This is a genomic window from Spirosoma sp. KNUC1025, assembly GCF_045160025.1.
Lineage (GTDB): Bacteria > Bacteroidota > Bacteroidia > Cytophagales > Spirosomataceae > Spirosoma.
The window spans coordinates 4251347-4276264 of record NZ_CP087139.1; the positions used below are offsets into that span (position 1 = coordinate 4251347).

Here is a 24918-nt window from a genome sequence, read left to right on the forward strand (position 1 = left end):
ACTCGCCTTTTCCTGTTGTATGAAGATTCTGTTGGCGCCTGATAAATTTAAAGGGTCACTAACGGCCTTAGAGGTATGTGCTGCCATGACCGAAGGTATATTAGCCGTCGATCCAGAGGCTACTGTGGTGGCCGTACCGATGGCCGATGGGGGCGAGGGGACTGCGGATGTATTGACCAAAGCTACTAAAGGAACCTGGCACACCGTTTCGGTTCGGGATCCGCTGAATCGGCCCATCGAGGCAGGGTTTGGCATTTCGGGCGATGGGAAAACCGCGTTTATCGAAATGGCGCAGGCATCGGGTCTGCGATTGTTGCGCAAATCCGAGTATAACCCGTTTAAAACCAGTACGTTCGGAACGGGAGAGTTAATTCAGCAGGCCCTACAACAGGGGGTTAGTCAAATTGTGCTGGGTATTGGAGGCAGTGCGACCAATGATGCAGGGACAGGGATGGCTGCTGCGCTTGGCTGGACGTTTCTTGACAAGGTGGGTAACGTACTGTGGCCATGTGGTGGTAATCTAGAGCAGATCCACACCATTATTCCCGCAAAATCGATCTGGAAAGGAACGGTGGAGGTAGCCTGTGATGTCACGAATCCGCTAATTGGCCCACAAGGGGCCTCTTATATTTACGGTCCCCAGAAAGGAGCGCAGTCGGCGGATTTGCCTATTCTGGATGCTGGCATGGTACATTTATCGGCTCTTATTAGAAAGCAGTTTGGGCTCGATTTGTCGGGGATGCCCGGAGCAGGGGCTGCGGGAGGATTGGGTGCGGGTGCCGTGTTATTTTTGAATGGCCAGTTGACCGAAGGAGTGAATTTAGTGATCAAACACACGCAGTTAGCCAGCCACCTGACGGATGCGGACCTGGTGCTGACCGGCGAGGGATGTATCGACAATCAAACTCTACAGGGGAAATTAATTGCGGGGGTCACCCGTATGGCTGGTGAACGGCAAATTCCGGTCGTAGCGCTTTGTGGTTCGCTGGAGCTTGCCTTCGATGAACTGAAAGCGTTAGGACTGACAAGTGCATTTTCCATAATGCCTGGCCCCACCAGTCTGGACGACGCCCTGGAAAATGCCTCTACTTATCTAAGCCGTACTACGTTTCAGGTAATGCAACTGATGCGATTGAGATAAAGTGATCAGATGCTTAAGGCATTGTTTTATATTCAGGTTCAGCTTGGGAAAGCGTAATCTGTACTTTCAGGTGTTAAGTCCGCGATGGGTAATGGAGGGGAAAACCAATCCTTTATTAGAATAAATTTTAGTCAGCTTACCCGAGTTGAGTGCTTAAAAAGTCGTCATTTAAAAAGTAACTTTGGGTAGTTGCAACCAGCCATTTCGCTTTTGACCCGTAACGGGTCAGGCTGGTTTTCGATGGCTTCATGATTCCTCAACGAATTGTTGAGTCAACCGATTTTAGAATCTTCAAAGTCGAACCTGATTTTCCTTGGTTAAAAATACGTCCATACCCTGAAAGTAACCTGTGAAACTCCTCAATGACAACAAACTACGAATCATTGGTCCGTTCGTTCTGTTTCTGGGCGGTACGTTATTCTTTCGGCTGGATTGGTACCTTGAGCGATCTGCAGACCGGCTGATACGTTCGGATGTAATTGCCCTGGCATCTGGTTACATCTGCTGGAATCTGGCCCGGTGGGTTGTCGTAAAGCTGCAGAAACGATATCCCGGCTTAACAAATACTCGCCAGCGAATGCTCTGGATGGCCGCTCTTTTACCGGTGCTGGTCAATGTAGCCTGGTTTATCCGGCAGCTTGCTCATATCGTGTTCAATAATGCCTCTTATACGACCCAAACCTTACCGAGTTATACCTATTCGATTGGTATTCAGATTTTCTACCATTTCATTTATTTTATCATTTATGAAGGAAGCTACGTTTTGCGGGCGTGGCAACAGGCTTATGAGCATAATGAGCAGCTCAAAAGAAATAAACTTCAGCATCAACTCGATACGCTGAAAAGTCAGATCAATCCGCATTTCCTGTTCAATAGCCTCAACTCGCTGTCGATGCTGATTTATGAAAATCCTCAACAGGCAGAAACGTTTGTAGATGAGCTGAGCAGCGTATATCGGTATTTGCTACGTACGAATGAACAGGAACTGACTACGCTGGGACGTGAACTTCAGTTTATTAAATCGTATTATCAACTGCTGAAGACCCGGTATGGAGAAGGTATCGAGCTGCGGGTAACTGTCGAAGACTGGCAACTAGACTATAAATTACCTGCTCTTACGCTACAACTCCTGGTTGAAAATGCCGTTAAGCATAATGTAATTCTTCCCAGCCGACCGCTCATAATTGAAATTCTGACTCAGGATTCAATGCTCGTGGTTCAGAATAACCTGCAACGAAAAAATACCGCTGTGCTATCCAACAAGGTGGGCCTGAACAACATAGCCGCTAAATACCGTTTGCTGGCCCAGCGCGACATTGTGATCGAGGAAAAGAATGGGCTATTCGTAATCAAACTACCGTTGCTGGCTAACCAGCCCGAACCGAAAGCAACCCCATGAAATCCTTCAACGACAGCCGACTTCGTTTGCTCGGCCCGGTGGGGCTCTACGTGTTTGTTAGCGTATTTTTCCGGCTTGAGCTGTATATCAATCTCCCACTCAATAAGTTGCTGGTCAATGCCACGATTGCTATTACGGCAGGCATTATCTGCTGGAATCTGGCCCGATGGGTAGTTCACTGGATACAGCAGCAATGTCCAGGTCTGGCCAATACCCGTCAACGGTTGTTGTGGTTGCTGGTTGCTCTGCCGGTGCTGGTCGGTTTTGCCTGGCTCTTACGCCATATACTGCGTTTCCTGATTGAAGGTACGTTTGATTATTATAGTACGGCCGTTGAATTGAGCCGCAACCTGGGTATCCAGATTTTCTACCATTTTATTTACTTCACTATTTACGAGGGGATGTACATTCTCCAGGAATGGCAACGCGAAACCATCGAGACGAGTACGCTTGAAAAAGTGTCGCTGCAAAGCCAGCTCATGTCTTTGCAGCATCAGGTCCATCCGCATTTTCTGTTTAACAGCCTTAACTCACTGTCATCGCTGATTAGCGACAGCCCGGTTGAAGCGGATGTGTTTCTAGGGCAGCTAACAGCCGTGTTTCGGTATCTGCTGCAGGCCAGTGAGCATCGACTGATTCCTCTACGTGAAGAGATCAAGTTTATCCGCTCGTATTTTCACCTGTTACAAACCCGTTATCAGACCGGTTTGGTGCTGGAGCTTTCCGTTGATCCGTCGGTTGAACAAGGGCTTATTCCACCGCTTACCCTCCAGGTACTCGTCGAAAATGCAGTACGTTACAACGTGATTTTACCCAGTAAGCCGCTTCATATCCGAATCTACACAATGCCCGACCAACGGCTCTACGTGGCCAACTCGCTTCAGCGCAAAACTCTACGTGTCGAAACGGCGGGGGCTGGGTTGAGCAATCTGGCTACGCGGTATGAATTACTGAATACGGGCAAGCTGCTGATCGAGGAACAGGCAGGCTGGTTTGTTGTCAGCTTGCCTCTGGTGAGTGAAGGAAGGGTGGCAGAACTGGAAGTGAGCCGATAAGCTCTGCCCCAAACGGCAATATTACACGCCCACAGTTACCAAAGTCTGTTTTGTAAAGACTTATTTTTCTTTTGCCCGTTTGGCTTTTCGTTCCGCCCGTTTCTTTTGGCGTTCGGCTTTCCGCGCTGCCCGTTTTTTTTGCCGCTCCGCTTTTCGCTCCATTCGTTTTTCCCTGAAGCTTTCTTTTACGTCCTTCAGGGCATCGTTCACCGTAATTGAGTTATCGAATTCACTGCGGAAGGCTTCAATGTAGGCATTCCGTAAAACGCCGAAAATGGTTGGCCAGAGAAACGTATCAATATTGTCGATGGTCCCTTCGAGTGGAATGCGGGTAGCTACCTGATCATGTTTCTGATTTTTTAATACAGCGATGCCTGCCTGTGCGACAAGTTCGGTGAAGAATTTGCCAACGGACCGATTTTCATGTTCGTTGATTTTAAAGATTTTCATGCCTTTGGTCAATGGCTTCAGGTAACCCGTTAACTTTTTGTCCAGCATGGCCATTTCACTATAGACACTTACAGTGCCCTGTTCAAAATCAAGATTGGCGTACGAGCGGGCAAGCGCATTGAGCTTGACAAGCTGAATTTCCGTAAACATTAAATTGTAGTCGAAATCCGGTACGGGCTTCAGCAGATTCATATTCGCCTTAAAGACCATTGTGCCACCATAGCCCGGTACGTTACCTGTGGCGGTTACGGGCGACGGAAGTTTGTTTTGCTTATCTTCGACATTGCGGATGTTACGGATCTCCCCCCGAAACGTATGGAGTGATAAATCGGCCCGTGGCTGCGTGATTAAACTTGTTAGGTTGATGGTACCATCAATGACGGCAAAGCGATTGATACTGATCGGCAGCAGTTTTTTCAGAAAAGCTGTCCAGTCAACTTCGGTACCCGTTTGGCTGCTGGCTTCATTCTCGCTGAAGGCGAAGCTGAGCTGAGGCTCGTAACATTCCACTTCGCTGACTAATTCACCCTTAATCAGCGATTTCCACTCGACCGATAAATCCGTTTTGGGGATGTACAGAAACGGTTTTTTGAGTTTGCTCACCACCTTTCGAATCCGCAGATTGTCGAGCTGATAGGCGCCCCGGATAAGGTGAATATCAATGTCCTCAACATGGCCTGTATAATCGCCCATGTCGGCCAGGGTTTTATTGACGTATCGCAGCACAAAATAGGGCAATAGCAGCCGGGCGATAATCAGTAAAACAAGCAGCGAAATCAGAATTTTGGGAGTGCGTTTCAATGCGTTCATGCATATGTGTGACGTACTGATAAACACAAAAACGAGTCGGTCGGTTAAAAGCGGGTTAGTGAGTGTGTTCTATTCATGTATTGATCCGGTTAGTTTTGGTCGAAAGAAATTGTGGCACAACCAGGAATACAAAGCAGGATTGACACAACGTTTTAACGGAATGAAACCGAGGAAAAGAGCGTCAGCGCATAGGCAATGCCCCGATTTTTCTGGTATTTTGTAGAATGGAACCTAAAATCAGTACGTCTGTGTCTATTACGCATGCCCGCCCACGCTTCGATGATATTTTTATGGATCTGGCCGTCAATCTGGCCAAACGATCACATTGTATTAAAGCACAGGTAGGAGCCGTACTGACCCGCGACACTCGTATTATTTCCATCGGGTATAATGGCCCACCGGCTGGTACACACAACTGTGATGAAGAATTTCCGGGTGTAGGCTGCCCCCGTGACTCAAAAGGATCGTGTTCACTAGCCTTACATGCGGAGCAGAATGCCATTCTGTACGCTGCTAAAAATGGTTCGGCCATTGAAGGGTCTACCATTTACGTAACGCTGTCGCCCTGCATTGCCTGCGCCCGAATTATTTACAGCATGAAAATCGAACGGGTTGTTTACCTAAACTCTTACGCTGCATATAAAGGCATTGGCACGGATGAAGGTGTCGATTTCCTGCGTCGGTTTGGCGTAACGGTTGAACGATACGTAGCAGGTGAAGAAATAACTGCGCTCCCGGAAACGCCTGTCTCGACCATACCATCATGAATATTCTGGCGCATGGGTATCTGTCGGGTGGCAACGAGGAATTGCTGATTGGTAATTTTATTGGCGATTTCATCAAAGGTGACCCCGCCAGTCCGCGCCATAACCTGACGCCGGGAGAAATAGCGGGTGTCCGGCTTCATCGCGCCATCGATACGTTTACCGATGCCCATCCCGAGGTTGCCGCCGTACGTGATCTGTTGCATCCACGCTGTCACAAATATGCCGGTGCGGGTGTTGATATTTTCTTTGATCACTTTCTGGCTATTTACTTTCAGCAACTGACGGGCGAATCTCTATCTGAGTTTGTGCCGGGTTTTTATCAAACATTGCAGCATAACACATCTCGATTACCGCCGTCAGCCGTTCGAATGGCGGATTACATGATTCAGCATGACTGGCTTACGAACTATCAGTTTCTGGATGGAATTGATCGTTCACTGAAAGGCGTTTCCCGACGTACTGTGTATCCATCCGGCCTCGACTCGGCTATTGAGGATTTAGTCCAGTATTACGACCAGATTGCCAGTCATTTCGCGTATTTTTGGGGCGCTCTTGTTGCGCATATCCAACAGATACGTACTACCCTTATTTCTTCTTTATGAATTCGAAATTAAAAGTCCCCTCGATTGTAGTTTTCGTCCTTATTCTGAGTGCTGTTTTGGCTCAGATCAGTTGGAAGAATGCTGAACCCTGGCGCTCTGACCAGTTGATGGAACCAGCTGACCTGGCCACGGTTATTAAACGTTCTGACGCGAGTAAACCCCTTATTATCAGTGTTGGACCAGCCGCCACCATTAAATCGTCGGTTGGTGTAGGCCCGGCTGGCGAAGCTGCAAATCTGGAAAAGCTGGAAAAACTGCTGAGCAAGGAACCGAAAGATCGGGAAATTGTAATCTATTGTGGCTGCTGCCCGTTCAAAAACTGCCCGAATGTACGTCCTGCCTTTACGAAATTGAACGAGATGGGTTTCAAGAATCACAAGCTCCTGAACATAGCTAAAAATTTGAAAACCGACTGGCTCGATAAAGGGTATCCGGCTATCGACTAGCCCGGCTGGTTTCGCAGTTCTCATACGCTTATTTCTGTGGGTTCTGAAACAGCTACGACTCCTCCTTTAAGTCTTTCCGCCAGAACCAATAAAACGGTAAGCCTGTCGCAATCAAGCCCAGGCCAGTAAGGGCTTCGCGTGGCTGGTTTACAAGGGTCATACCGACTAAAAGAAGACAGCATACGCAGAAAAAAGCGGGTACGACCGGGTAACCAATCACCCGGTACGGTCGTTCCCGGTCGGGGTCCCGATGCCGTAAGATAATCACTCCTAGTGCCGTGGCTCCATAGAAAATAAACGAGGCAAAGACCAGCATATCCGTCAACTGATCGAAACTGCCGGACCAGACCAGAACCGTCGCCCAGGCACTTTGCAATAAAATGGCTACGGAAGGGGTTTTAAAGCGCGGATGAATGATGGCCGCTGCTTTGAAGAAAAGCCCGTCGCGAGCCATTGCATAAAACACTCGGGCTGGCATCAGAATCGATGCGTTGGTTGAATTAGACGTCGTTATCAGAATCAGAATCGAGATAAACGTAGCGCCAGCCCACCCGGCCGCGTGACGTACTACTTCGACAGCCGCAATTTTTCCGGGGCTGCCAGCCAGCGATATAAGCACATCGATGGGCAGTACATACACATACACTACGTTCAGGAGCACATAAATAGCGATTACAATGCTTGTACCAATACCGAGTGCTATGGGCAGGTTACGTTGCGGATTTTTTATTTCTTCGCCAATGTAGCCAATCTGATTCCAGCCTTCATACCCCCAGAAAGCGCCCAGCGATGCCCCCACCAGCGAACCAAGCAGACTAGTACGAACGGTAGCTTCAGCGGGTTCTACCGACTGCGTTAGATTGGATAAACTGCCCGAATCCGCTGAAAAACCAAGAAATGCAATGATGGCAACCGCTACAAAGACAATATAAATAAGGGCGCGGCTAAGACCCTCCGCAAACGTAATCCCTCGATAATTAAGCAGGCTCAAAAACAGGATAAGGAGCGTAGCAACTGATTTTACCGCAAACTCGGTTGATTCATTGTGATAGCCGATTAATGAAACCAGCGATTGTCCGAATATATGCGAAAGGGCAGCAATCGTGGCGGTACGCATAACCGCAAAAGCGCCCCAGCCGTATAAAAAGGCAAACAAACGCCCGTAAACTCGCTTGAAATACACGTATTCGCCACCGGATTGAGGGAACATACCCGCCATTTCTGCATACGTAAGAGCCCCGGTCAGGCTAACGAGTCCGGCGGCTATCCAGCAACCAACCACCAGCAGGGGCGACCCTAATTCAGCGGCCATTGGCGCAACTTTTTTGAAAACACCTGATCCAACGATGCCACTAACAACCAATAGAATAGCAGACCGTAGATCAATTGTACGCGCCAGTTTAATCATGTATTTTGTTTGGATTAACGATGAGTAGCAGTTGTTTTATTCGTCGAAAGCGTAATACTACAAAATAATTGGGTTGAGAGCCATTTGGTTGCGCAGGTACGTGAGCAATAGAGGAAGAAAATCAGTCATGCTTTTATAGGCAAGCATGGCGGGGGGCGTAGTGCTGAAAACTGCTGCCATACACCTGGCTCGATCGGGATCAGCCGCTTCATTTGCCAGTAAATTCTGGTAAGTGTGAATGCCAAACAAAACAGCCCCTGAACGCGGCAGGCGCGTTAGGGTTTGGCGTTCAATGCGAACGTAAAGCTCTTCGCCGATTGTGCTGGGGGTCATTGCTGGCAATCGATCCGTAAGCAACTGCCTGAGAGTCTGCGCATGTCGGCAGGTCATATCCAACTGATTACTGATTTTTACGCTCCAGTTGGCTCGCCAAACCGAACGACCAATGGGTAATCGTTCCATTAATGTTTGGGCGGCACGCATCATAGGCTCCACGATGGGAGTGATTGGGGCATGAATCTGCCAGAAAGGAAGACCTAATTTCTCGTCCAGACACCAGTCATTGGCAAAACAGAGCTGCCCCGCAACCAAGCGGGATTCAGGGCCAGCCAGCAGGATCAGATCTTCCTGTACTTGTCGACCTATCCAGTCTAAGGGAGCCAACGGGAGCGTAGTGGCATCGCCGAAAGTGAAGGTTGTTTCTTCATTCAATAAACGATTTATCCATTGCCAGCGGTCGCCGATCTGGTCAAGCGAAAATTGGTTAGGTGAGAATCGAACCAGGTCGTGCAAAACGAGATCCACTACGTCCCACTGAGCCGTTTCGTAACCTGGTAACGACTGAAAATAATAAGTTGGTAAGTCGCTCAGGAGTTGGTGTTTTAAGGCAATTTCTGACAGATACTGCAGCTCATCTACCTCAATAAGCGGGTCGGTTTCCAACAGGAAAGACGTGCCCATTTTGTTGTTAAACTGCTGATCGAAAGGAAAGTAAGGGAGCATCAGTAAAAAAAGTCAGAATGATCTAGCTGGATTGTCTGGCTAAACCCAGGCCGCTGCCCGCCGATGGACGCATGCGGCCATTTTCAAGGACAAAGCCACCCGAAACGATGTCTTCGGCCAGATCGAAACTGCCGTCGAGGTCAATGTAGCGGGTGTTGGGGCAGGCAAAGGCTGAGTGTAGTGCCGCCGTAATGCTCACGCGACTTTCATCGTTACATCCCCAAAATAATGAAATTCCGGCAGGTTCGGCAATGGTGGCCATGTCGAGTGCCGCCCGGATGCCCCCGCATTTCATGAGCTTTATATTGTAGATGCCAAACGGTTGCGGCTGCTGCGCCAACTGGAGTGCTGCTTTCGGATCTTTCAGCGATTCGTCGGCGGCCAAGCGTATTCTGATTTCGGATGGTAACTCCCGTAATTCGGCTTCCCGGCCAACGGGCATCGGTTGCTCAATCAACTCCACATTCGATGTGGCCGTTGCTTGGCAAAACCTGTTTAGATCATCCAGAGAATAGCCCTGATTGGCATCCACACGAATAATCAGGTTCGAGCGATACGTTTCCCGAAGCTTTAAAATGCGTTCTATGTCTTCGGCTACATCCAGCCCGGTTTTGACTTTTAACACCCGGAATCCCTGCGCGTAATAGCCTGCTGCTTCTGAGAGCGTATCGGCTACGTTCATAATGCCAATGGTGACCGATGTGGGCATCGAATAAATTTTCTGCCCGTAGAACTGTACAATTGGTACGCCCATAAACTGTCCGAAAGCATCATGCAAGGCAATATCCAGCGCTGCAAGAGTACCCGGAGCGTCCGGAAACTGTTTTTGGGCATCACGAATCAAGGCTATAAAAAGTCGGATGTCTTTAGCAACCAGACCTGAAACCCATTCTCCCTGCAGATTTTGCAATGCCTGTTCAGGCGATTCACCCACAACGTCGGGAGAGGGGTTAGCAGCGCCGAGGCCAACCATGCCATTCTCCAGCTCAACTTCCAGAAAAACGTTTTCAACATCTGACGTGGTTTGGTAAGCGATGGTATACGGTTTGGTAAGCGCCAGATTTTTCAGATACGCCCGAATCGATTTTATCCGCATAAGTTAATGGTTGTCAATGGATAGCGTCTAGTCAACAAAAAAGCAATTCAATAATGTCTACTTGTTGATAATTAATGACTTAATAACCGGGATAACGGCATCGACACCGGTTTGTAAGGGCAGCAGGACGGGGATCCCGAGTCGTTCGCTAAATTCTTTCTGATACGTACTTGCATCTTCATCCGTACAGTCTTCTGTGTTGAGTGCCAGCGCAATTACGTCTGAACCGTAGGCACGTATCAGGGCTATTTCCGATTCGACGGGCGGAATTTTCCCCCAGGCTGCGTCATGGTCATAGTACGTTCGTTTAGGCGCGTGAACAAGCACGACGTACCGGGCATTGCCGGATACCAAAAATTCTGAACCACAGGGGCCGCTAGGGTTTCGGAGGGCAGCCTGGCCTTCAATGAGCAACACATCGGCACCGGTTTCGCGCCAGCAGGACACCAGGGCGTGCTCCAACTCACCCGATACAAAATCGTTCAGGGTTGAATCGAACACAAAGCCGTACTGACCGCCTTGCAGCCAGCCCGTTTGGCCCGTATAAATCATTTGGGCGTTCAGGTTGTGTTGCCCGCAGGCTTCCCGGATCAGTCGGGCCGTCGTGCGCTTTCCTAATGCGCAATCCGTACCCATTACGGCGATAATGGGTGCTGTGATTTGCCTGACTTCGCCCGTCCAGAAATGAAGTTCGTTGCGGGGTTTAGGTCGCCTGACATCGATAAGTTGAGCACCGTGCTGCTGCGCCAGGGCAACAATGTCTGGCTTATCGTTCAGGAATTCATGCAGGCCGTTTACAATGGACAATCCGTGCTCCAGGCAGTTTTTGATATCGGTAAGCATGCTTTCTGGCAAAACCCCGCCATTCGTGGCAATAGCTACTATGGCGTAACTGACGGCTTCGACCTGGGCGAGGGCATCGTCCACAGATGCAAAAACTGGTATGTTTCGGAAGTTTCCATCCAGCATGGCCCCCGCATCCTGGCCTGCGGTTGGGCGGTCAACAGCGCCGACAATTGTGTAGCGCTCCGTACCTCGAATGAGTCCATGAGCTGTTTTAGCGTTGGGCGTACTCAATAAGCCATCGGTAAGTAGTATGGCCCGATTCGTCATAGATGAAGCGTTTGTCAATGATTTTCTGCGGTAATATGGCGAAAATGGCCAAATATATTGCTGTTAAGCTATATATTGGCCAAGCTTTCTTCTGTCTATTTATGCACCATATCCGAACTTGTTTACTACTGGGGATAACTGTTTTTTTTCAGTTACACGCTCACGCACAGTCCAATACGTCATCATTGGCATTGCGCCTGAAAACCCTTGATTCTGCGTTAACCATATTGCACAATCAAGCAATGTTTTCCGGGGTGGTCCTGGTGGCTGAGCAGGGGAAGGTCCGCTATAAAAAAGCATTGGGTACAGCGAATATGGCTACCAAGGAGCCATTGACGACCAGTTCAGCCTTTAATTTGGCATCGGTTTCAAAGCAGTTCATGGCCATGATGATCATGCAGTTGCAGGAGCGCGGAAAGCTACGTTATGACGAAACTGTACAGACGTACCTGCCCGATTTCCCATATCCGAAAATCACGATACGTCATTTGTTGACACATACGTCTGGTTTACCGGAATACTTCGACCTGGCACAGCAATACATGGGTCCGCTCGATACGCTGACCAATGAAGGTATGCTGAAGTTACTGCACGACCATAAACCCGCTCTTCTGTTTCAACCCGGCGACAAATGGTCGTACTGCAATACGGGCTATGTGCTGCTGGGGTCAATTATTACCAAAGTGGGCGGTATGCCCATCGAAACGTTTTTCGATCAGAATATTGTACGACCACTCAAACTCAAAAATACGTATATCTATTACCACAAAAGCAGCACCCGGCCCTGGAATCGGGTATATGGTTTTCAGCGTGAGAATGGTAAAAAGGTACTAAATGACCTGATTCGCCTGGATGGTGTCATTGGCGATGGCAATGTGTATTCATCGGCGGAAGACTTACTAACCTGGGATCAGGCGTTATACACCGAAAAACTGATTAAAACCAATACGTTACGGGAAGCGTTTACGCCGGTTAAACTGAATGGCCCGACTGACAAACCAGGCAATACGCCTGCTTATGGATTTGGCTGGATGATCGAGGAAGGGGGTAAAGTGATTCAGCACACGGGAAGTTGGGTAGGTTTCCGTACATTGATCACTCGGTACGTCGATAAAAAACAGACGCTGATCGTACTAACAAACGGCACGAATGCTGCCGGGCGTATCGCTCGTGAAATCCTGGATGGCAAACCCGTTCAATTGCCGAAAACTCAATTGATTACGAATATCAGGCTTGTTGATGGAACCGGCCTGGCCGCCCGAAAAGCGGCCGTTCGGTTGCAAAATGATCGAATCTGGGAAATCGGCGACCTGACTGCTTTTCCTAACGAACCGGTTATAGATGGCAAAGGGTTGGTGTTGGCCCCCGGCTTCATCGACAGCCACAGCCACCACGAGTGGGGATTGCGGGAGCAGCCCGATGCAATTGCCGTTGTCAATCAGGGTATTACAACCATTGTTACCGGACAGGATGGGGGTGGCGTGTCTATAGATACGTTGCAGGCGCATTTGATTCAGCAACCTGTGGCAGTTAACGTAGCGAGCTATACCGGCCATGCTATGCTTCGTCAGAAAATAATGGGTGCCAATGGACTGTATCGTACCGCAAAACCCGACGAAGTTGAGCGAATGAAAACACTGCTACGTAATGAGTTGAAGCAGGGTTCGCTGGGAATTTCGACCGGACTGGAATACGAATCGGCCTTCTTTTCTAATCGGGATGAAGTGCTGCAACTGGCGCAGGTCGTGGCCGACTCGGGCGGGCGATACATGAGCCACATACGTAGCGAAGATGTCTCCCTGGACGAAGCGATCGATGAAATTATCCAGATTGGTTACGTAACGAAAATGCCCGTTCAAATTTCGCACCTGAAAATTGCGTTGCGCGATAAATGGGGCCAATCGAATAATCTGATTAATCAACTCGAAAAGGCACGCGCTGAGGGCGTGAAAATTACGGCAGACTGTTACCCGTACGATTACTGGATGTCGACCATCCGGGTCCTTTTTCCGAAACGTGACTACACCAATCCGGCCAGTGCTGAGTTTGCCGTCAATCAGCTTTTCGATCCGTCGCAGTCCGTACTGGTACGGTTCGCTGCTAACCCAACGTATGCCGGAAAAACCGTAGGCCAGGTTGCCGAACTTCGACACGAAAAACCGGCACAAGCCTTAATGGGCCTGGTAGCTGAAGCATCGGCGTATTCTGAGAAAAATCCGGAAGCCAGTGGGGTAGAAGGGATTATGGCCAAGTCGATGGATGATGCTGACGTAAAGAATTTCCTTGCCTGGCCGCATACAAATATCTGCTCGGATGGAGCCTCTGACGGACATCCTCGCGGATATGGCGCCTTTACCCGCGTGTTAGGCCGTTACGTACGCGATCAAAAATTAATGCCGCTCGAAACCGCTATCCAGAAGATGACGAGCTTGGCGGCTGAGCACCTGGGTCTGAAAAATCGGGGCTTAATAACACCGGGCTATTATGCTGATCTGGTTTTATTAAATCCAGATACCGTACAGGATAATGCCAAAATTGGCGACAACAAAGCGTTGTCGACGGGTATTGAAGCCGTATGGGTAGCCGGAAAATTGGTTTATCGAGAGCAAAAAGCTACAGGCCAACATCCGGGCGTTCTGATCAAACGATAAAGGGTTAGGTATTATCGCTGTGTTTCATGACCATCTTAAACTTACAAGGTCATGAAACGCAGATAATTCACCGTCATAAATAGACTGGATACGTAATGAGCGTATCAACTCCTGCTACTTCCTGATTAACGGAATCTGCAGATTGGTGGGTCTGTTTTCTTCTGTATCGAAACCGCGACCATCAACATTTCTGGCACCCCAGAAAAGCATATCATTCAGTACGTAAATCAGATCGAATTCGGTGAAGATTTGACCCTCCGCAAGCCCAAAAGGCGCAAACGCTTTACCTAAAATACTTTGCGCACTATTGACTTTCCATTTATCGAAACCGCTACGTGCAATCTGGTTCATGGCATCGGCAAATCCCTGGATCAAAGGTATTACTTCATAGGCCTCATCGGCGAGAAAATTAACTTTTTGAGCGCCAGTTATCAGAGAATGATTGCCTTGCCAAACGATGTGTCCTTTAATATGGATTTTCACCAAAGGCACTTTGCCAAATGCGTCGGCATAATTTACCACATCCAGCGTAAATCGGTCGGCTGTCTGATACGTAAATGAGCGTGTCAGATAAAAGGGTTTAAGGCTGCCGTCGGCGTTTTTGCTGATACTAGGACGTACTTCGGGGGCTATGCTTATCCAATCCCCAAGAATGATTTCTTTGATTTGGTCGTCTGTCATTGTCTTTTGTATTCGATGAAACAAAGTTGATACCTTTGTCCAGAATACGGAAGTAGTCTACAATATACTAACTAGTACATTTTTTTAGACTAATGGCTAAAGAGCGAAAAAACAAAGATTTCAATCCTAATCATTGCCCGGTAACTCACTGCCTGAATCGGATTGGTGGTAAGTGGAAAATCATGATCATCTACGCGATTAGTAGAAGTAGTAACCGATTTAGCTCACTACAACGCGCCATGCCCGACATCAGTAAGCAAATGCTGGTCAATCAATTGCGGGAACTGGAAGAAGATAAAATCATCGAGCGAATTATCTACGCCGAAATTCCACCACGGGTAGAGTATAAAATCACAGAATATGGTCAATCATTATTTCCCATCATCAACGTAATGCAGGAATGGGGAATACATGATATGAAAAGTGAACGTACCGAACGAATGGAAATTGTTAAAAATTGAGAATTGTATATTGTGGTAATTAGTTATGAAAAATTTACATTTTTGTAAAAAATTAGAATTAATCTCTAATTTTTTTGTAAGCAATTGATGTAAATAAATCAACCTGGTTTTGAGAGTTTATCAATAGCATCGGCTGATGATTTAACAAAATTAACTTGGCCAACTTTATTGCTTTCCCGAATGAAATCCATTAAGCTCTTGCTCTGATACTCGCTAAAATCACCAACTATAGCTAACTGTATACGATAGTTGGAAAATTTTTGGAGTATTTCGCCCGCCATTCCTGTTTTTAAATCAAAGAAATCAGAAACAATATTCTTCTGGTGGATAATTACTTTATCGATATCCTGATAGTATAAATTGCCCACTAAATCAACGCCATCTTCTACCGTAGCAATTACAATAGTCTCTGAAAGTATCTCCGCTATTTTTGAGCCATTTCTTTGATTAATTTCAAACGACATAGTCTTGTTTTATCAATAATTTGAAGCCGCATTGCTGAACGAAACGTTGGGGTTTTGTAGACTAAATTTATTTTCTAATCACGCTCAACTCAAGGTGTGATGGGAACGTAACAGACCGATATATGGTATGCGTCGCCTTTTGATAATCAACTTCTTTCGCTTCGAAAATATTCGGAACAAATTTCTGTGGATTGCGGTCGATGATCGGGAACCAGGTGCTCTGGACCTGTATCATCATCTTGTGGCCTTTCCTGAACACATGATTGATCGTATGTAAATCAATGGAATAAGCTTCGGGTTTGTTGGGCTGAATGGCTTCGGGTTTTCCAAAACTGTGGCGGAACCGGCCCCTAAACACATCGTTTGTCACCATCAGTTGGTAGCCGCCCATGCCCAATTGCTGTGGATACTGCGCCGGATATACATCAATCAGTTTAACTACCCAGTCGGCATCACTACCGGTTGTTGCGGCAAATAGCCTGGCCCAAACTTCGCCCGTTACCGTTACGTCTTCCTGTAATACGTCGGTTTCCCACGACAACACATCAGGCCGGTTCTGCACAAAACGCTGATCTTCAGTTAGCCAGGTGTACCAGCGCGAGCCAGGGCCATACGTTGCTTCAATCGGGCGGTTTCGGTAGGGTACCGGGTGAGCCGGGTCCGAAACGTAAGCATCAACGCCGGATGTGGCCGTAGGGGCATCAAACGACAGTTTACCATTGGGCTGAAAATATAGATTTCGTTTGGTCGCTTCTTTAGGCGGCCAGGTCTCGTAGCGTTTCCAGGTATTTGAACCTGTTTGAAACGTAACAGCTTCCGAAAAATTTCCTGTGCCTTTTCCTTTTAGATAATACGCAAACCAGGGGGCCTGAATCTCTTTTCGGAACGTAACGGAAGTGGCCGTATCAAACTTGATATTACCGAGTGCCCGCCCATCACCATGCGCCCAACCACCGTGATTCCAGGGGCCCGCCACCAAAAAATTTTTGTGTGACTGATCCTGTTTCTCCCAAAGCTGGTAGGCTTTAAGTGGCCCATAAAAATCTTCCTGATCCCACCAGCCTGCTACGTTCATAATCGGGATTTTTGGTTGCTCAATGCGGGATATAAGCGATTGTTTTTGCCAGAATGAATCATAATTCGGATGGCTCGCAAAGTTGTTCCAGCTTGGAAGCTTCCCTTTAAAATACAGCTTGTTAACGTTAGACAGTGGTCCCAATTTGAGGTACCAGTCATACGTATCGTAATCAGGAAAAGGGAATAAGGAATCCTGTTTGGTGGCTTCTTCCATAAATGCATACTCAAACCCATAGCTCAGCCGGAAAGCACCATTGTGATGGAAATCGTCGCCCAGAAACATATCGGAAGGAGTTGCTTGCTCCGATACAGCCATCAATGCCGGGTGTGGATCAATGGCGCCCATCACCGTTGTCCAGCCTGCATACGAAATGCCATACATACCCACTTTTTTATTGTTATTCGGCACATTCGCCAGTAACCATTCGATGGTATCATACGTATCCGTACTTTCGTCGATAGCTTTCGGGTCTTTTTTGTTACGGGTAAACCGCTGCATTTCAAACGTCCCTTCTGATTTATAACGCCCCCTAAGGTCCTGAAAAACAAAAATATAGCCTTCATCGGCCATGTCTTTCACGTATGGAATTTTGTCGGGACTGTTCGTTGCGCTCACACCATAAGGCGTTCGGGTTAACAAAAAGGGGAGGGCTTCCTTACTGTTTTTCAGTGTATAAATGACGGTGTTGAGTTGAATGCCGTCGCGCATGGGAATCATAATTTCCTGACGGTCGTATGAACTGGGCGTTTGCGCGAAAACACGGATAGAGAGTACGAGTAAAAGGCCTAGAAACCATCGATGGCTATGCTGCATGAAGAGAAGTGTCTGGAGGTGAAGCAATAAATATAGAAAAATAATGAGCGCTCAGCTTTCGATTCCAGCTACCCACAGGACATTATCTGAAATTCGGTACGTGCCAGAATGCCTGAATCTGAAAAGCCCCGGACGCGGGTGTTGCAAAATAGTGGCTGCCAAACACGGTCAAATCATTAATTTTGTCGACAGTTTACGACCTGCATTAGCTCAGCTAACGTACCACATTATACCGTAAACTGATTACTTGTTTTGATTCCTGCCGTTGACGCCCTTCTCAAAGATATCCGTAATAAGCGGATTGCGCCTGTTTACCTGATCCATGGTGACGAGCCCTACTACCTCGACCGTATTGCTGACGAACTCGAAAAAGTGGCTATTCCCGTAGCGGAGCGGGGGTTCAATCAGTTTGTGTTGTTTGGAAAAGACACAGATGCCGGAGCCGTATTGAATTACGCTCGTCGGTATCCGTTTATGGCCGAACGGCAGTTGGTACTGGTCAAGGAAGCGCAGCAGATGAATGGTATCAACGATAAGTCCACCCAGACCTTACTGGAGGATTATGCGCTGAATCCGCTGTCCAGCACGATTTTGATGCTCTGCTACGTGAAGGAAGAAGGGAAGCCCGGTCTCGACGAACGGAAGTCATGGGTAAAAGCGTTCGGCGCAAAAGGGAAATTGCTGGGCGTAAAGAAGCTCTACGACAACAAAATTCCGGATTGGGTAGGCGAGTATTGCCGCGAGCAAGGTGCCAAAGTAAGCCCTAAAGCCTGCCAACTCCTGGCCGATCATATTGGCAATGATCTCAAACGATTAGCGGGTGAAATCGACAAAATATTAATAAACCTGCATGTCGGCGAAGAAATATCCGCTGCAACTGTCGAGCGATTAGTTGGTATCAGCAAGGAGTATAATGTATTTGAACTACAGAAGGCGCTCACGCAACGCGATATCATAAAGGCCAACCAGATTGTAGATTATTTCGGACGTAACCCCAAAGACAACCCGCTGGTTGTTATTCTGGCTCAGTTATTCAGCTATTTCAGCAAGGTATTAGTAGTACAGGCTTCGAAAGATCAGACCGAAAAAGGGTTAGCTTCGGTGTTGGGCGTCAATCCATTTTTTGTAAAAGATTACCTCTCTGCTGCCCGCACGTTTCCCATTGCGAAAGTAGCCGATATTATACACGCCATCCGTCGGGCCGACGCGCGCAGCAAGGGAATTGATGTACCTTCAATGAGTGAAGGAGATATTCTGCGGGAACTGGTATTTGACGTCTTGCACTGAAAATCGACCGATAAAGAAAATTTTTGTTATTGCTGTTACTTTTTACGGTTGACTTCGTCTAAGCGCGTTGCGGCTATCAAGCAATTAATGGCAGCATAACAATAAACTGGGCTTCCGTTTCTTCTATAATAGGTTGTGGCAGACTAAGCATCTGGTATTTCGCGATAATATTGGTTAAGCCGACTCCATTCGACAGGACGCGGCTCGCTTTCCGCTGGAGCGTATTACTAACCAGCAACCGGGCCTGTCGGTCGACTGTTATCTGGATGTGAAGCGGGTGCTTAACCGACGCTACGTTATGTTTGACCGCGTTCTCAACCAGGAGTTGGAGGCTCAGGGGCGGAAGCTGATACGGAAAATACGATTCATGAACCGCTACGTCCAGCTGCAGGGCCGCCCCATACCGTGTTTGCAGCAAATGATAATACGCATTGATAAACTGTAATTCAGTTTCCAGCGTGGTTAGATGCTGTTGATTGCTTCGAAGCAGATAGCGATACACTTCACTGAGCTTATCCACGAATAGTTCAGCCTGCTTTGGGTCTTCGCTGATCAGTGAAGAAAGCGAATTAAGGGAGTTAAACAGAAAATGCGGATTAACGTGCTGTTTAAGCGCGTCAAGCTGACTTTGAAGATGAGCCGCCCGCAGCTCTTCGCGTTCCTTTTCAGCCTGTTTTAACCGGTTTCGGTACGCCGATGAATCCTTAATAAAAAATAGAATTCCGTATACAGACATAAAGAAAATGGCACACTGAATTCCGTACAGAAAATCGAAACTGTAGACATATAAACGGAGTGTCCAGTTATTTATGGTGAAAGACATGGCATGATCCTCCTCAAAAAATTGGGTAAGCGTGCCTTTGGTAGCCCAATAGTCGAGAACCCTTAAACACCAGGACAAAGCCGTGCTGGACAGGGTACTAGTCAAAAATGTAGCTGAGAGACGTTTTAGCTGTTCAGAGTTTTTCGGAAATCGGGCCTTAAACCGAAGGATTATAGTCCGGTTGAGATGCCAGGTAGCAATAGTGGAACCTACGTCGATCAGGAATTTAACAAATACGACACCTGTGAGGGGCTGGCGGTAAAAATCATCAACAGCCAATGCGGCCACGACCAGTAAGGTAATCCCCGTAATACGTACCCATTTATCGTTGACGTAGTAGCTCATCAATGTACATCGCCCGGAATAATTGACAAGTAGGCTGAAATAGCAAACGCCTAATCAATTGACAGGCAATTAATTAGGCGTTAACAATCGGGTAGCGGGGAGCAGGATCGAACTGCCGACCTTAGGGTTATGAATCCTACGCTCTAACCATCTGAGCTACCCCGCCGGATTGATGCCACAAAAGTAAGGAAAAAATGGCTCAGGTCAAAAAACGTCGTTGACTTTCGCAAAAAAAATCGTTTACCTTTGCCAGTGTCCCTTATTTCACAATATGCGTATGGAAAAATTCAAATTTATTACCGAATACGAACTCCGGGCGTCCCCCAAAATGCTGTTCCCGTATATCAGCACAGCATCGGGTCTGTCGCAATGGTTTGCCAATAAAGTGAATACTATGCCTGAGCAAAGGTTCGATTTTCAATGGGACAACGAAAGTCATATTGCCCGACAAGTATCAATGCGGCAGAATAAAGGCGTTCGCTTTGAGTTTCTGGACACGGCCGAAAACGGCAACGACAATAATTACGTAGACTTTCGGGTCGATCAGAGCGAATTGACACAGTCGACGTTTCTGCGTATTACGGATTATTCGTCAACGACAGATGCCGATGAGCTCAAAGATCTTTGGGATGGTTTGATGGAAAAGCTAAAGGAGATTGTCGGTAGTTAAATAATGTTAATGTAAAGCAGAAAAGGGATAATGTACAGTGTATAATGAACAATGAATAATACGGTTAACGTTGTATAGGTAGGCCCATATTCATTCTGATTGTACAGGATACATCCGCATGAAAAAAATTGATAAATTAGTACTCGGCTCGTTTTGGGGGCCGTTTTTTTTAACCCTTGGTGTCGTCATCTTTATTTTCCTGATGCGACTACTGATGTTTTATATCGACGATTTTGTTACAAAAGACCTCGATTTATACACCTTTGGCCGTCTTCTTTTTTATTTTGCCCTACTGACCATACCAACAGCTTTACCCTTAGCGGTTCTGCTGTCGTCGTTGATGACATTCGGTAATCTGGGTGAGTTTTTTGAGTTAACTGCTATGAAAAGTGCGGGGATTTCTCTGACCCGTGCCATGCGCCCTCTGCTGATTGTGGCTATTGGGATCAGCGCTTTCTCTTTCTGGTTTAACAATTCAGTATCTCCCTGGGCGAATCTGAAAGGATATAGTCTGCTGTATGATATCAAAACTGCCAAAGCCACGCTGAACCTGAAAGAAGGTATTTTTTATAATGATTTACCGGGCTATAGTATTAAGGTAGATCATAAAATAAAAGCGCCCAAAGGCAGTAGCAATGGCGATCTATTAAAAGGATTGGTCATTTACAAACATCCAACCAGTGGAATCGAATCGGGCAACCGTGAAATTATTCTCGCCGATTCGGGACGGATGTTTATGGATAAAGACCGCACCTATCTTACGTTCCAGCTCTTTAACGGAAACGATTATCAGGAATACAATGATAATACGACATATAGTTATGTTGGGAGTGGAACAGCAGCTAAAGGAGCGCAGTTTATGCGGAATGGGTTCAAAGATTATCGATTGGTTATCAGCATGGAATCGTTTGGGATCAAACGTACGGATGAGAACCAGTTCGAGTATCATGAATACATGAAAAATCTCAGTGAACTGAGAACCTTAACTGACTCCTTACGAAAAGACTACTCCAAGACTAGTTTAAATGTGGCCGGTACGTCCCGGCAATATTACAATTACCAGTTTAAAGCCGACGCTGTTCTGAGGCAAAAAGTGGTTAAAGACGGAAAATGGGTCGATTCGTTGTTGAAGAAACGCAGTGTTCCCAGCCCCGATTTGATGCAGATGGCTTTAAGCCAGGCACAGAATATTTTATCGTATTCAACCTCAAATGTGACGTACCTGACCGAAAAAGAAAAGAATGTCTGGAAATACCAGCTGGAGACCCATCATAAATTTACGCAGGCGGTCTCCGTGTTTGTGATGTTTCTGATCGGGGCCTCCATGGGTGCAATTATTAAAAAAGGTGGCTTTGGCCTTCCTGTTCTGGTATCTATCGTATTTTTTATCTTTCTCTACGTATTAACCTTACAGGGAGACAAATATGCAAAAGACGGACTAGTGTGGGTACCGTTCGGGGCCTGGCTGGCCAATATTGTTCTATTTCCGGTAGGACTATTTCTCATGCAGCGAGCCCGTCACGATTCACGCCTGTTTGATAAAGACGTTTATATAATTGCCTTTGAACGGTTAAAACGGCGAATCAATCAATGGAAAAATAGGCCGGTTAGTCAGTCGGTCGCCAGCTGATATTGGAATAGGTTACCGTATCAGTACTAACGGACTAATAAACTGACCGATTTACCAACTTTTTCCTTATCTTTGCACCCGAATTCAATTTTTAATCAAATTAGCTGTCTGAAGATGTATCTAACGACCGAAAAAAAGCAGGAGATTTTCTCTACCTCGGGCTTTGCCAAAAGTGCAACAGACACCGGGTCGGCCGAATCCCAGATCGCGCTGTTTACCTTCCGGATCAGTCATTTAACTGATCATCTAAAAGTTCACAAGCACGATTACGGCACTCAACTGGGTCTTTTAAAATTAGTTGGTAAACGTCGGCGCTTGCTGAATTACCTTCAGAAGAAAGACATCGCACGCTATCGGGCTATCCTAGCCGCACTTGGGCTGCGAAAGTAATCCGTTACTCTCCAAAAAAGGGAATCTGCTACACAGTAGATTCCCTCATTTTTGTTGTTTCAATAGTATTCGTATTGAGTTTATAGTGAATTAGTTATTGAGGTATGATTTATAGGTGCCTATCCCGGGAAGTTCTAGCCCGAATAAGGCCTTAAAATCAAGAAAGCTGTAGAGGGCGTATTCAAAATCTGTTGTATGTTTCAAATTACCACGCAATCCGTTGCGCTGCCTGACGGGCGGGAAATTACCATCGAAACTGGAAAAATGGCCCGACAGGCTGACGGCGCGGTGGTTGTACGGCTGGGTGACACAATGTTGTTAGCCACCGTTGTATCAAGTAAAGAAGCCAAAGATGGCGTCGATTTCCTTCCTTTATCGGTCGATTACCAGGAAAAATTTGCCTCAGCCGGACGTATTCCGGGAAGTTTTCAACGACGTGAGGGTCGTTTGAGCGATTATGAAATTCTGATTAGCCGGTTGGTAGACCGTGTATTACGGCCTATTTTCCCGGATAACTATCATGCTGACACGCAGGTCATGATTACCTTGATTTCGGCTGATCCGGAAGTTCAGCCCGATGCGCTGGCAGCCTTGGCAGCTTCGTCGGCCCTGGCGGTGTCGGATATTCCGTTTAATGGACCTATTTCCGAAGTTCGGGTTGCCAAAATTGATGGTCAGTACAAAATCAACCCTAAAACTGCAGAGCTTGAGCGGGCAACGCTTGATCTGATCGTAGGTGCTACCGAAAAAGATATTTGCATGGTAGAAGGCGAAATGAGCGAATGTTCAGAAGCCGAAGTCGTTGAGGCTCTCAAAGCAGCCCACGAAGCCATCAAAACTCAATGCCAGGCACAGAAGGAACTGGAAGCTAAAGTCGGGAAAACCGAAAAGCGGCAGTACAACCACGAGAACCACGATGAAGCACTGCGAGCGGCAGTACGAGCAGCTACATACGATAAAATCTATGCAGTAGCCCAGCAACAGAATCCTAGCAAAAAAGGGCGTTCCGAGGGCTTTAAGGCTGTTCGTGAAGAGTACCTGGCTTCATTCCCTGAAGGTGTAGAGGTCAACGTTAGCTTAATCAAGACGTACATCCATGATCTGGAGTGGGAAGCTTCCCGGCGACTGGTGCTTGATGAGCGTGTCCGGCTGGATGGCCGTAAACTGGATCAGATTCGCCCAATTTCAGCTGAAGCCGGGATTTTGCCAGGTCCGCACGGGTCGGCATTATTTACGCGGGGCGAAACCCAGTCGCTGACGACTGTTACACTCGGAACAAAAATTGACGAGCAGATCGTGGATCAGGCTATGTTTCAGGGATACAGCAAGTTCTTGCTGCATTACAATTTCCCTGGCTTCTCAACCGGTGAGGTTAAACCAAATCGGGGCGCGGGACGCCGTGAAATCGGTCACGGCAATCTGGCCCATCGGTCGCTGAAGAAGGTGTTGCCACCCGAAGCTGAGAATCCGTATACGATTCGGGTGGTTTCAGATATTCTGGAATCGAATGGTTCATCGTCAATGGCGACGGTTTGCGCAGGAACGATGGCCCTGATGGATGCCGGAATTAAAATCAAGGCGCCCGTGGCTGGTATTGCTATGGGATTAATTTCTGATGGTGACAAATACGCAGTCCTGTCGGATATCCTGGGGGATGAAGATCACCTGGGGGATATGGATTTCAAAGTAACCGGCACCGAAAAAGGAATTGTTGCCTGCCAGATGGACTTAAAGGTTGATGGCCTTTCCTATGAAGTATTAGCACAGGCTCTGGAGCAGGCACGCGTTGGCCGTCTTCATATTCTGGGCGAAATGCAAAAAGGCATAGCCGCGGTACGTTCCGATCTCAAACCACATGCACCACGGGCTATTGTTATCAAAATCGATACCAATCAGATTGGGGCCGTTATTGGACCTGGTGGTAAAGTTGTTCAGGATATCCAGAAAGATTCCGGCGCTGTTGTAAATATTGATGAGCGTGACAATGCTGGCTGGGTCAGCATCTTTGCAACGAACAAAGAGAGCATGGATAAAGCCGTGTCGCGCGTGAAAGGGATTGTGGCTGTACCGGAAGTAGGGGAAACCTACGTAGGTAAAGTGAAGACAATCCAGCCGTTTGGCGCATTCGTTGAATTCATGCCAGGTAAAGATGGTCTTTTGCACATTTCCGAGATTAAGTGGGAACGCCTTGAAGCCATGGAAGGGGTTCTGCAAGTTGGCGAGGAAGTGACTGTAAAATTGATTGATATCGATAAAAAGACTGGAAAATACCGTTTATCGCGTAAAGTTTTGCTGCCGAAGCCAGAGAACAAAAATGCGTAAGTCATTGTTACTTT

At 47.3% G+C, this 24918-nt stretch carries 22 protein-coding genes and 1 tRNA gene; 13 read left to right on the plus strand and 10 right to left on the minus strand.

Annotated elements, in window-relative coordinates; genetic code table 11:
• Positions 1 to 19 precede the first annotated feature (19 nt).
• The 3 genes from LN737_RS18520 to LN737_RS18530 all read left to right on the plus strand — a co-directional run bounded on the left by LN737_RS18520 (position 20) and on the right by LN737_RS18530 (position 3595).
• Complete coding sequence (locus LN737_RS18520) at positions 20 to 1141, plus strand: glycerate kinase (protein ID WP_405511312.1); 1122 nt, start codon at positions 20 to 22, stop codon at positions 1139 to 1141.
• A gap of 349 nt (positions 1142 to 1490) precedes the next feature.
• A complete protein-coding gene (locus tag LN737_RS18525) occupies positions 1491 to 2540 on the plus strand; it encodes a sensor histidine kinase (protein ID WP_405511313.1) in 1050 nt (349 codons plus the stop codon).
• On the plus strand, positions 2537 to 3595 hold the full coding sequence (locus tag LN737_RS18530; protein ID WP_405511314.1) for a sensor histidine kinase: 1059 nt from the start codon (positions 2537 to 2539) through the stop codon (positions 3593 to 3595). The genes LN737_RS18525 and LN737_RS18530 overlap by 4 nt, the downstream gene beginning before the upstream one ends.
• 60 nt (positions 3596 to 3655) lie before the next feature.
• On the opposite strand, the gene LN737_RS18535 is transcribed toward LN737_RS18530, so the two are convergent.
• Positions 3656 to 4846, minus strand: coding sequence for a DUF748 domain-containing protein (locus LN737_RS18535; RefSeq protein ID WP_405520453.1), 1191 nt, complete (start codon positions 4844 to 4846; stop codon positions 3656 to 3658).
• Between the two features lie 233 nt (positions 4847 to 5079).
• Between LN737_RS18535 and LN737_RS18540 the strand changes: the two genes are divergently transcribed.
• From LN737_RS18540 to LN737_RS18550, 3 genes are read left to right on the plus strand one after another with little or no spacing between them, the layout of a single operon-like run.
• Positions 5080 to 5622 carry a dCMP deaminase family protein gene (locus LN737_RS18540; protein ID WP_405511315.1) on the plus strand — a complete coding sequence of 181 codons (543 nt, stop codon included), beginning with the start codon at positions 5080 to 5082 and terminating at the stop codon, positions 5620 to 5622.
• Positions 5619 to 6224 carry an ACP phosphodiesterase gene (locus LN737_RS18545; protein WP_405511317.1) on the plus strand — a complete coding sequence of 202 codons (606 nt, stop codon included), beginning with the start codon at positions 5619 to 5621 and terminating at the stop codon, positions 6222 to 6224. The genes LN737_RS18540 and LN737_RS18545 overlap by 4 nt, the downstream gene beginning before the upstream one ends.
• The gene (locus LN737_RS18550; RefSeq protein WP_405511318.1) at positions 6221 to 6670 is read left to right on the plus strand and encodes a rhodanese-like domain-containing protein; all 450 of its coding nucleotides are present in this window, start codon (positions 6221 to 6223) and stop codon (positions 6668 to 6670) included. The genes LN737_RS18545 and LN737_RS18550 overlap by 4 nt, the downstream gene beginning before the upstream one ends.
• A gap of 52 nt (positions 6671 to 6722) precedes the next feature.
• On the opposite strand, the gene LN737_RS18555 is transcribed toward LN737_RS18550, so the two are convergent.
• Genes LN737_RS18555 through LN737_RS18570 form a run of 4 tightly spaced genes read right to left on the minus strand, consistent with a single transcriptional unit; the run spans position 6723 to position 11289 of the window.
• Positions 6723 to 8078, minus strand: coding sequence for an APC family permease (locus LN737_RS18555; protein ID WP_405511319.1), 1356 nt, complete (start codon positions 8076 to 8078; stop codon positions 6723 to 6725).
• A gap of 57 nt (positions 8079 to 8135) precedes the next feature.
• Entirely contained in the window at positions 8136 to 9080 is a 945-nt protein-coding gene (locus LN737_RS18560) for a DUF3445 domain-containing protein (protein ID WP_405511320.1), read from the minus strand.
• 22 nt (positions 9081 to 9102) lie between these two features.
• Entirely contained in the window at positions 9103 to 10176 is a 1074-nt protein-coding gene (locus LN737_RS18565) for a mandelate racemase/muconate lactonizing enzyme family protein (protein ID WP_405511322.1), read from the minus strand.
• A 57-nt stretch (positions 10177 to 10233) separates the two neighbouring features.
• Positions 10234 to 11289: a DUF1611 domain-containing protein gene (locus LN737_RS18570; protein WP_405511324.1), complete on the minus strand. Its 1056-nt coding sequence runs from the start codon at positions 11287 to 11289 to the stop codon at positions 10234 to 10236.
• A 242-nt stretch (positions 11290 to 11531) separates the two neighbouring features.
• On the opposite strand from LN737_RS18570, the gene LN737_RS18575 reads away from it, so the two are divergent.
• Positions 11532 to 13940: a serine hydrolase gene (locus tag LN737_RS18575; protein ID WP_405511325.1), complete on the plus strand. Its 2409-nt coding sequence runs from the start codon at positions 11532 to 11534 to the stop codon at positions 13938 to 13940.
• 114 nt (positions 13941 to 14054) lie between these two features.
• On the opposite strand, the gene LN737_RS18580 is transcribed toward LN737_RS18575, so the two are convergent.
• A complete protein-coding gene (locus LN737_RS18580) occupies positions 14055 to 14621 on the minus strand; it encodes a hypothetical protein (protein ID WP_405511326.1) in 567 nt (188 codons plus the stop codon).
• A 92-nt stretch (positions 14622 to 14713) separates the two neighbouring features.
• Between LN737_RS18580 and LN737_RS18585 the strand changes: the two genes are divergently transcribed.
• Positions 14714 to 15082, plus strand: coding sequence for a helix-turn-helix domain-containing protein (locus LN737_RS18585; protein ID WP_405511327.1), 369 nt, complete (start codon positions 14714 to 14716; stop codon positions 15080 to 15082).
• A 98-nt stretch (positions 15083 to 15180) separates the two neighbouring features.
• Here LN737_RS18585 and LN737_RS18590 read toward each other — a convergent pair whose 3' ends face one another.
• Together LN737_RS18590 and LN737_RS18595 are read right to left on the minus strand one after the other, a co-directional pair.
• Positions 15181 to 15546, minus strand: a complete 366-nt coding sequence (locus LN737_RS18590) for a DUF4180 domain-containing protein (protein ID WP_405511329.1) — start codon at positions 15544 to 15546, stop codon at positions 15181 to 15183.
• 67 nt (positions 15547 to 15613) lie between these two features.
• Positions 15614 to 17437, minus strand: coding sequence for a CocE/NonD family hydrolase (locus tag LN737_RS18595; RefSeq protein WP_405511331.1), 1824 nt, complete (start codon positions 17435 to 17437; stop codon positions 15614 to 15616).
• Between the two features lie 252 nt (positions 17438 to 17689).
• Here LN737_RS18595 and holA point away from each other — a divergent pair, with 252 nt between their 5' ends.
• A complete protein-coding gene (holA, locus tag LN737_RS18600; protein WP_405511332.1) occupies positions 17690 to 18724 on the plus strand; it encodes a DNA polymerase III subunit delta in 1035 nt (344 codons plus the stop codon).
• A 76-nt stretch (positions 18725 to 18800) separates the two neighbouring features.
• Here holA and LN737_RS18605 read toward each other — a convergent pair whose 3' ends face one another.
• Positions 18801 to 19892, minus strand: a complete 1092-nt coding sequence (locus tag LN737_RS18605; protein ID WP_405511333.1) for a sensor histidine kinase — start codon at positions 19890 to 19892, stop codon at positions 18801 to 18803.
• A gap of 92 nt (positions 19893 to 19984) precedes the next feature.
• Positions 19985 to 20058, minus strand: a tRNA-Met gene (locus tag LN737_RS18610).
• A gap of 111 nt (positions 20059 to 20169) precedes the next feature.
• Between LN737_RS18610 and LN737_RS18615 the strand changes: the two genes are divergently transcribed.
• The 4 genes from LN737_RS18615 (at position 20170) to pnp (ending at position 24904) form a co-directional block, all read left to right on the plus strand.
• A complete protein-coding gene (locus LN737_RS18615; RefSeq protein ID WP_405511334.1) occupies positions 20170 to 20562 on the plus strand; it encodes an START-like domain-containing protein in 393 nt (130 codons plus the stop codon).
• A 118-nt stretch (positions 20563 to 20680) separates the two neighbouring features.
• Positions 20681 to 22192, plus strand: a complete 1512-nt coding sequence (locus LN737_RS18620) for an LptF/LptG family permease (protein WP_405511335.1) — start codon at positions 20681 to 20683, stop codon at positions 22190 to 22192.
• Between the two features lie 114 nt (positions 22193 to 22306).
• Complete coding sequence (gene rpsO, locus LN737_RS18625) at positions 22307 to 22582, plus strand: 30S ribosomal protein S15 (RefSeq protein ID WP_405511336.1); 276 nt, start codon at positions 22307 to 22309, stop codon at positions 22580 to 22582.
• A 195-nt stretch (positions 22583 to 22777) separates the two neighbouring features.
• Positions 22778 to 24904, plus strand: coding sequence for a polyribonucleotide nucleotidyltransferase (gene pnp / locus LN737_RS18630; protein WP_405511338.1), 2127 nt, complete (start codon positions 22778 to 22780; stop codon positions 24902 to 24904).
• The last annotated feature ends 14 nt before the right edge of the window (positions 24905 to 24918 follow it).

Coding starts and splice junctions, on each gene's coding strand:
- LN737_RS18540 (WP_405511315.1), top strand. CDS start 5,080: ATGGAACCTAAAATCAGTACGTCTGTGTCTATTACGCATGCCCGCCCA.
- LN737_RS18595 (WP_405511331.1), bottom strand. CDS start 17,437: ATGCAGCATAGCCATCGATGGTTTCTAGGCCTTTTACTCGTACTCTCT.
- LN737_RS18570 (WP_405511324.1), bottom strand. CDS start 11,289: ATGACGAATCGGGCCATACTACTTACCGATGGCTTATTGAGTACGCCC.
- LN737_RS18560 (WP_405511320.1), bottom strand. CDS start 9,080: ATGCTCCCTTACTTTCCTTTCGATCAGCAGTTTAACAACAAAATGGGC.
- LN737_RS18565 (WP_405511322.1), bottom strand. CDS start 10,176: ATGCGGATAAAATCGATTCGGGCGTATCTGAAAAATCTGGCGCTTACC.
- LN737_RS18555 (WP_405511319.1), bottom strand. CDS start 8,078: ATGATTAAACTGGCGCGTACAATTGATCTACGGTCTGCTATTCTATTG.
- LN737_RS18575 (WP_405511325.1), top strand. CDS start 11,532: ATGTTTTCCGGGGTGGTCCTGGTGGCTGAGCAGGGGAAGGTCCGCTAT.
- rpsO (WP_405511336.1), top strand. CDS start 22,307: ATGTATCTAACGACCGAAAAAAAGCAGGAGATTTTCTCTACCTCGGGC.
- LN737_RS18550 (WP_405511318.1), top strand. CDS start 6,221: ATGAATTCGAAATTAAAAGTCCCCTCGATTGTAGTTTTCGTCCTTATT.
- pnp (WP_405511338.1), top strand. CDS start 22,778: ATGTTTCAAATTACCACGCAATCCGTTGCGCTGCCTGACGGGCGGGAA.
- LN737_RS18520 (WP_405511312.1), top strand. CDS start 20: ATGAAGATTCTGTTGGCGCCTGATAAATTTAAAGGGTCACTAACGGCC.
- LN737_RS18580 (WP_405511326.1), bottom strand. CDS start 14,621: ATGACAGACGACCAAATCAAAGAAATCATTCTTGGGGATTGGATAAGC.
- LN737_RS18545 (WP_405511317.1), top strand. CDS start 5,619: ATGAATATTCTGGCGCATGGGTATCTGTCGGGTGGCAACGAGGAATTG.
- LN737_RS18615 (WP_405511334.1), top strand. CDS start 20,170: ATGGAAAAATTCAAATTTATTACCGAATACGAACTCCGGGCGTCCCCC.
- LN737_RS18620 (WP_405511335.1), top strand. CDS start 20,681: ATGAAAAAAATTGATAAATTAGTACTCGGCTCGTTTTGGGGGCCGTTT.
- LN737_RS18590 (WP_405511329.1), bottom strand. CDS start 15,546: ATGTCGTTTGAAATTAATCAAAGAAATGGCTCAAAAATAGCGGAGATA.
- LN737_RS18605 (WP_405511333.1), bottom strand. CDS start 19,892: ATGAGCTACTACGTCAACGATAAATGGGTACGTATTACGGGGATTACC.
- LN737_RS18530 (WP_405511314.1), top strand. CDS start 2,537: ATGAAATCCTTCAACGACAGCCGACTTCGTTTGCTCGGCCCGGTGGGG.
- LN737_RS18585 (WP_405511327.1), top strand. CDS start 14,714: ATGGCTAAAGAGCGAAAAAACAAAGATTTCAATCCTAATCATTGCCCG.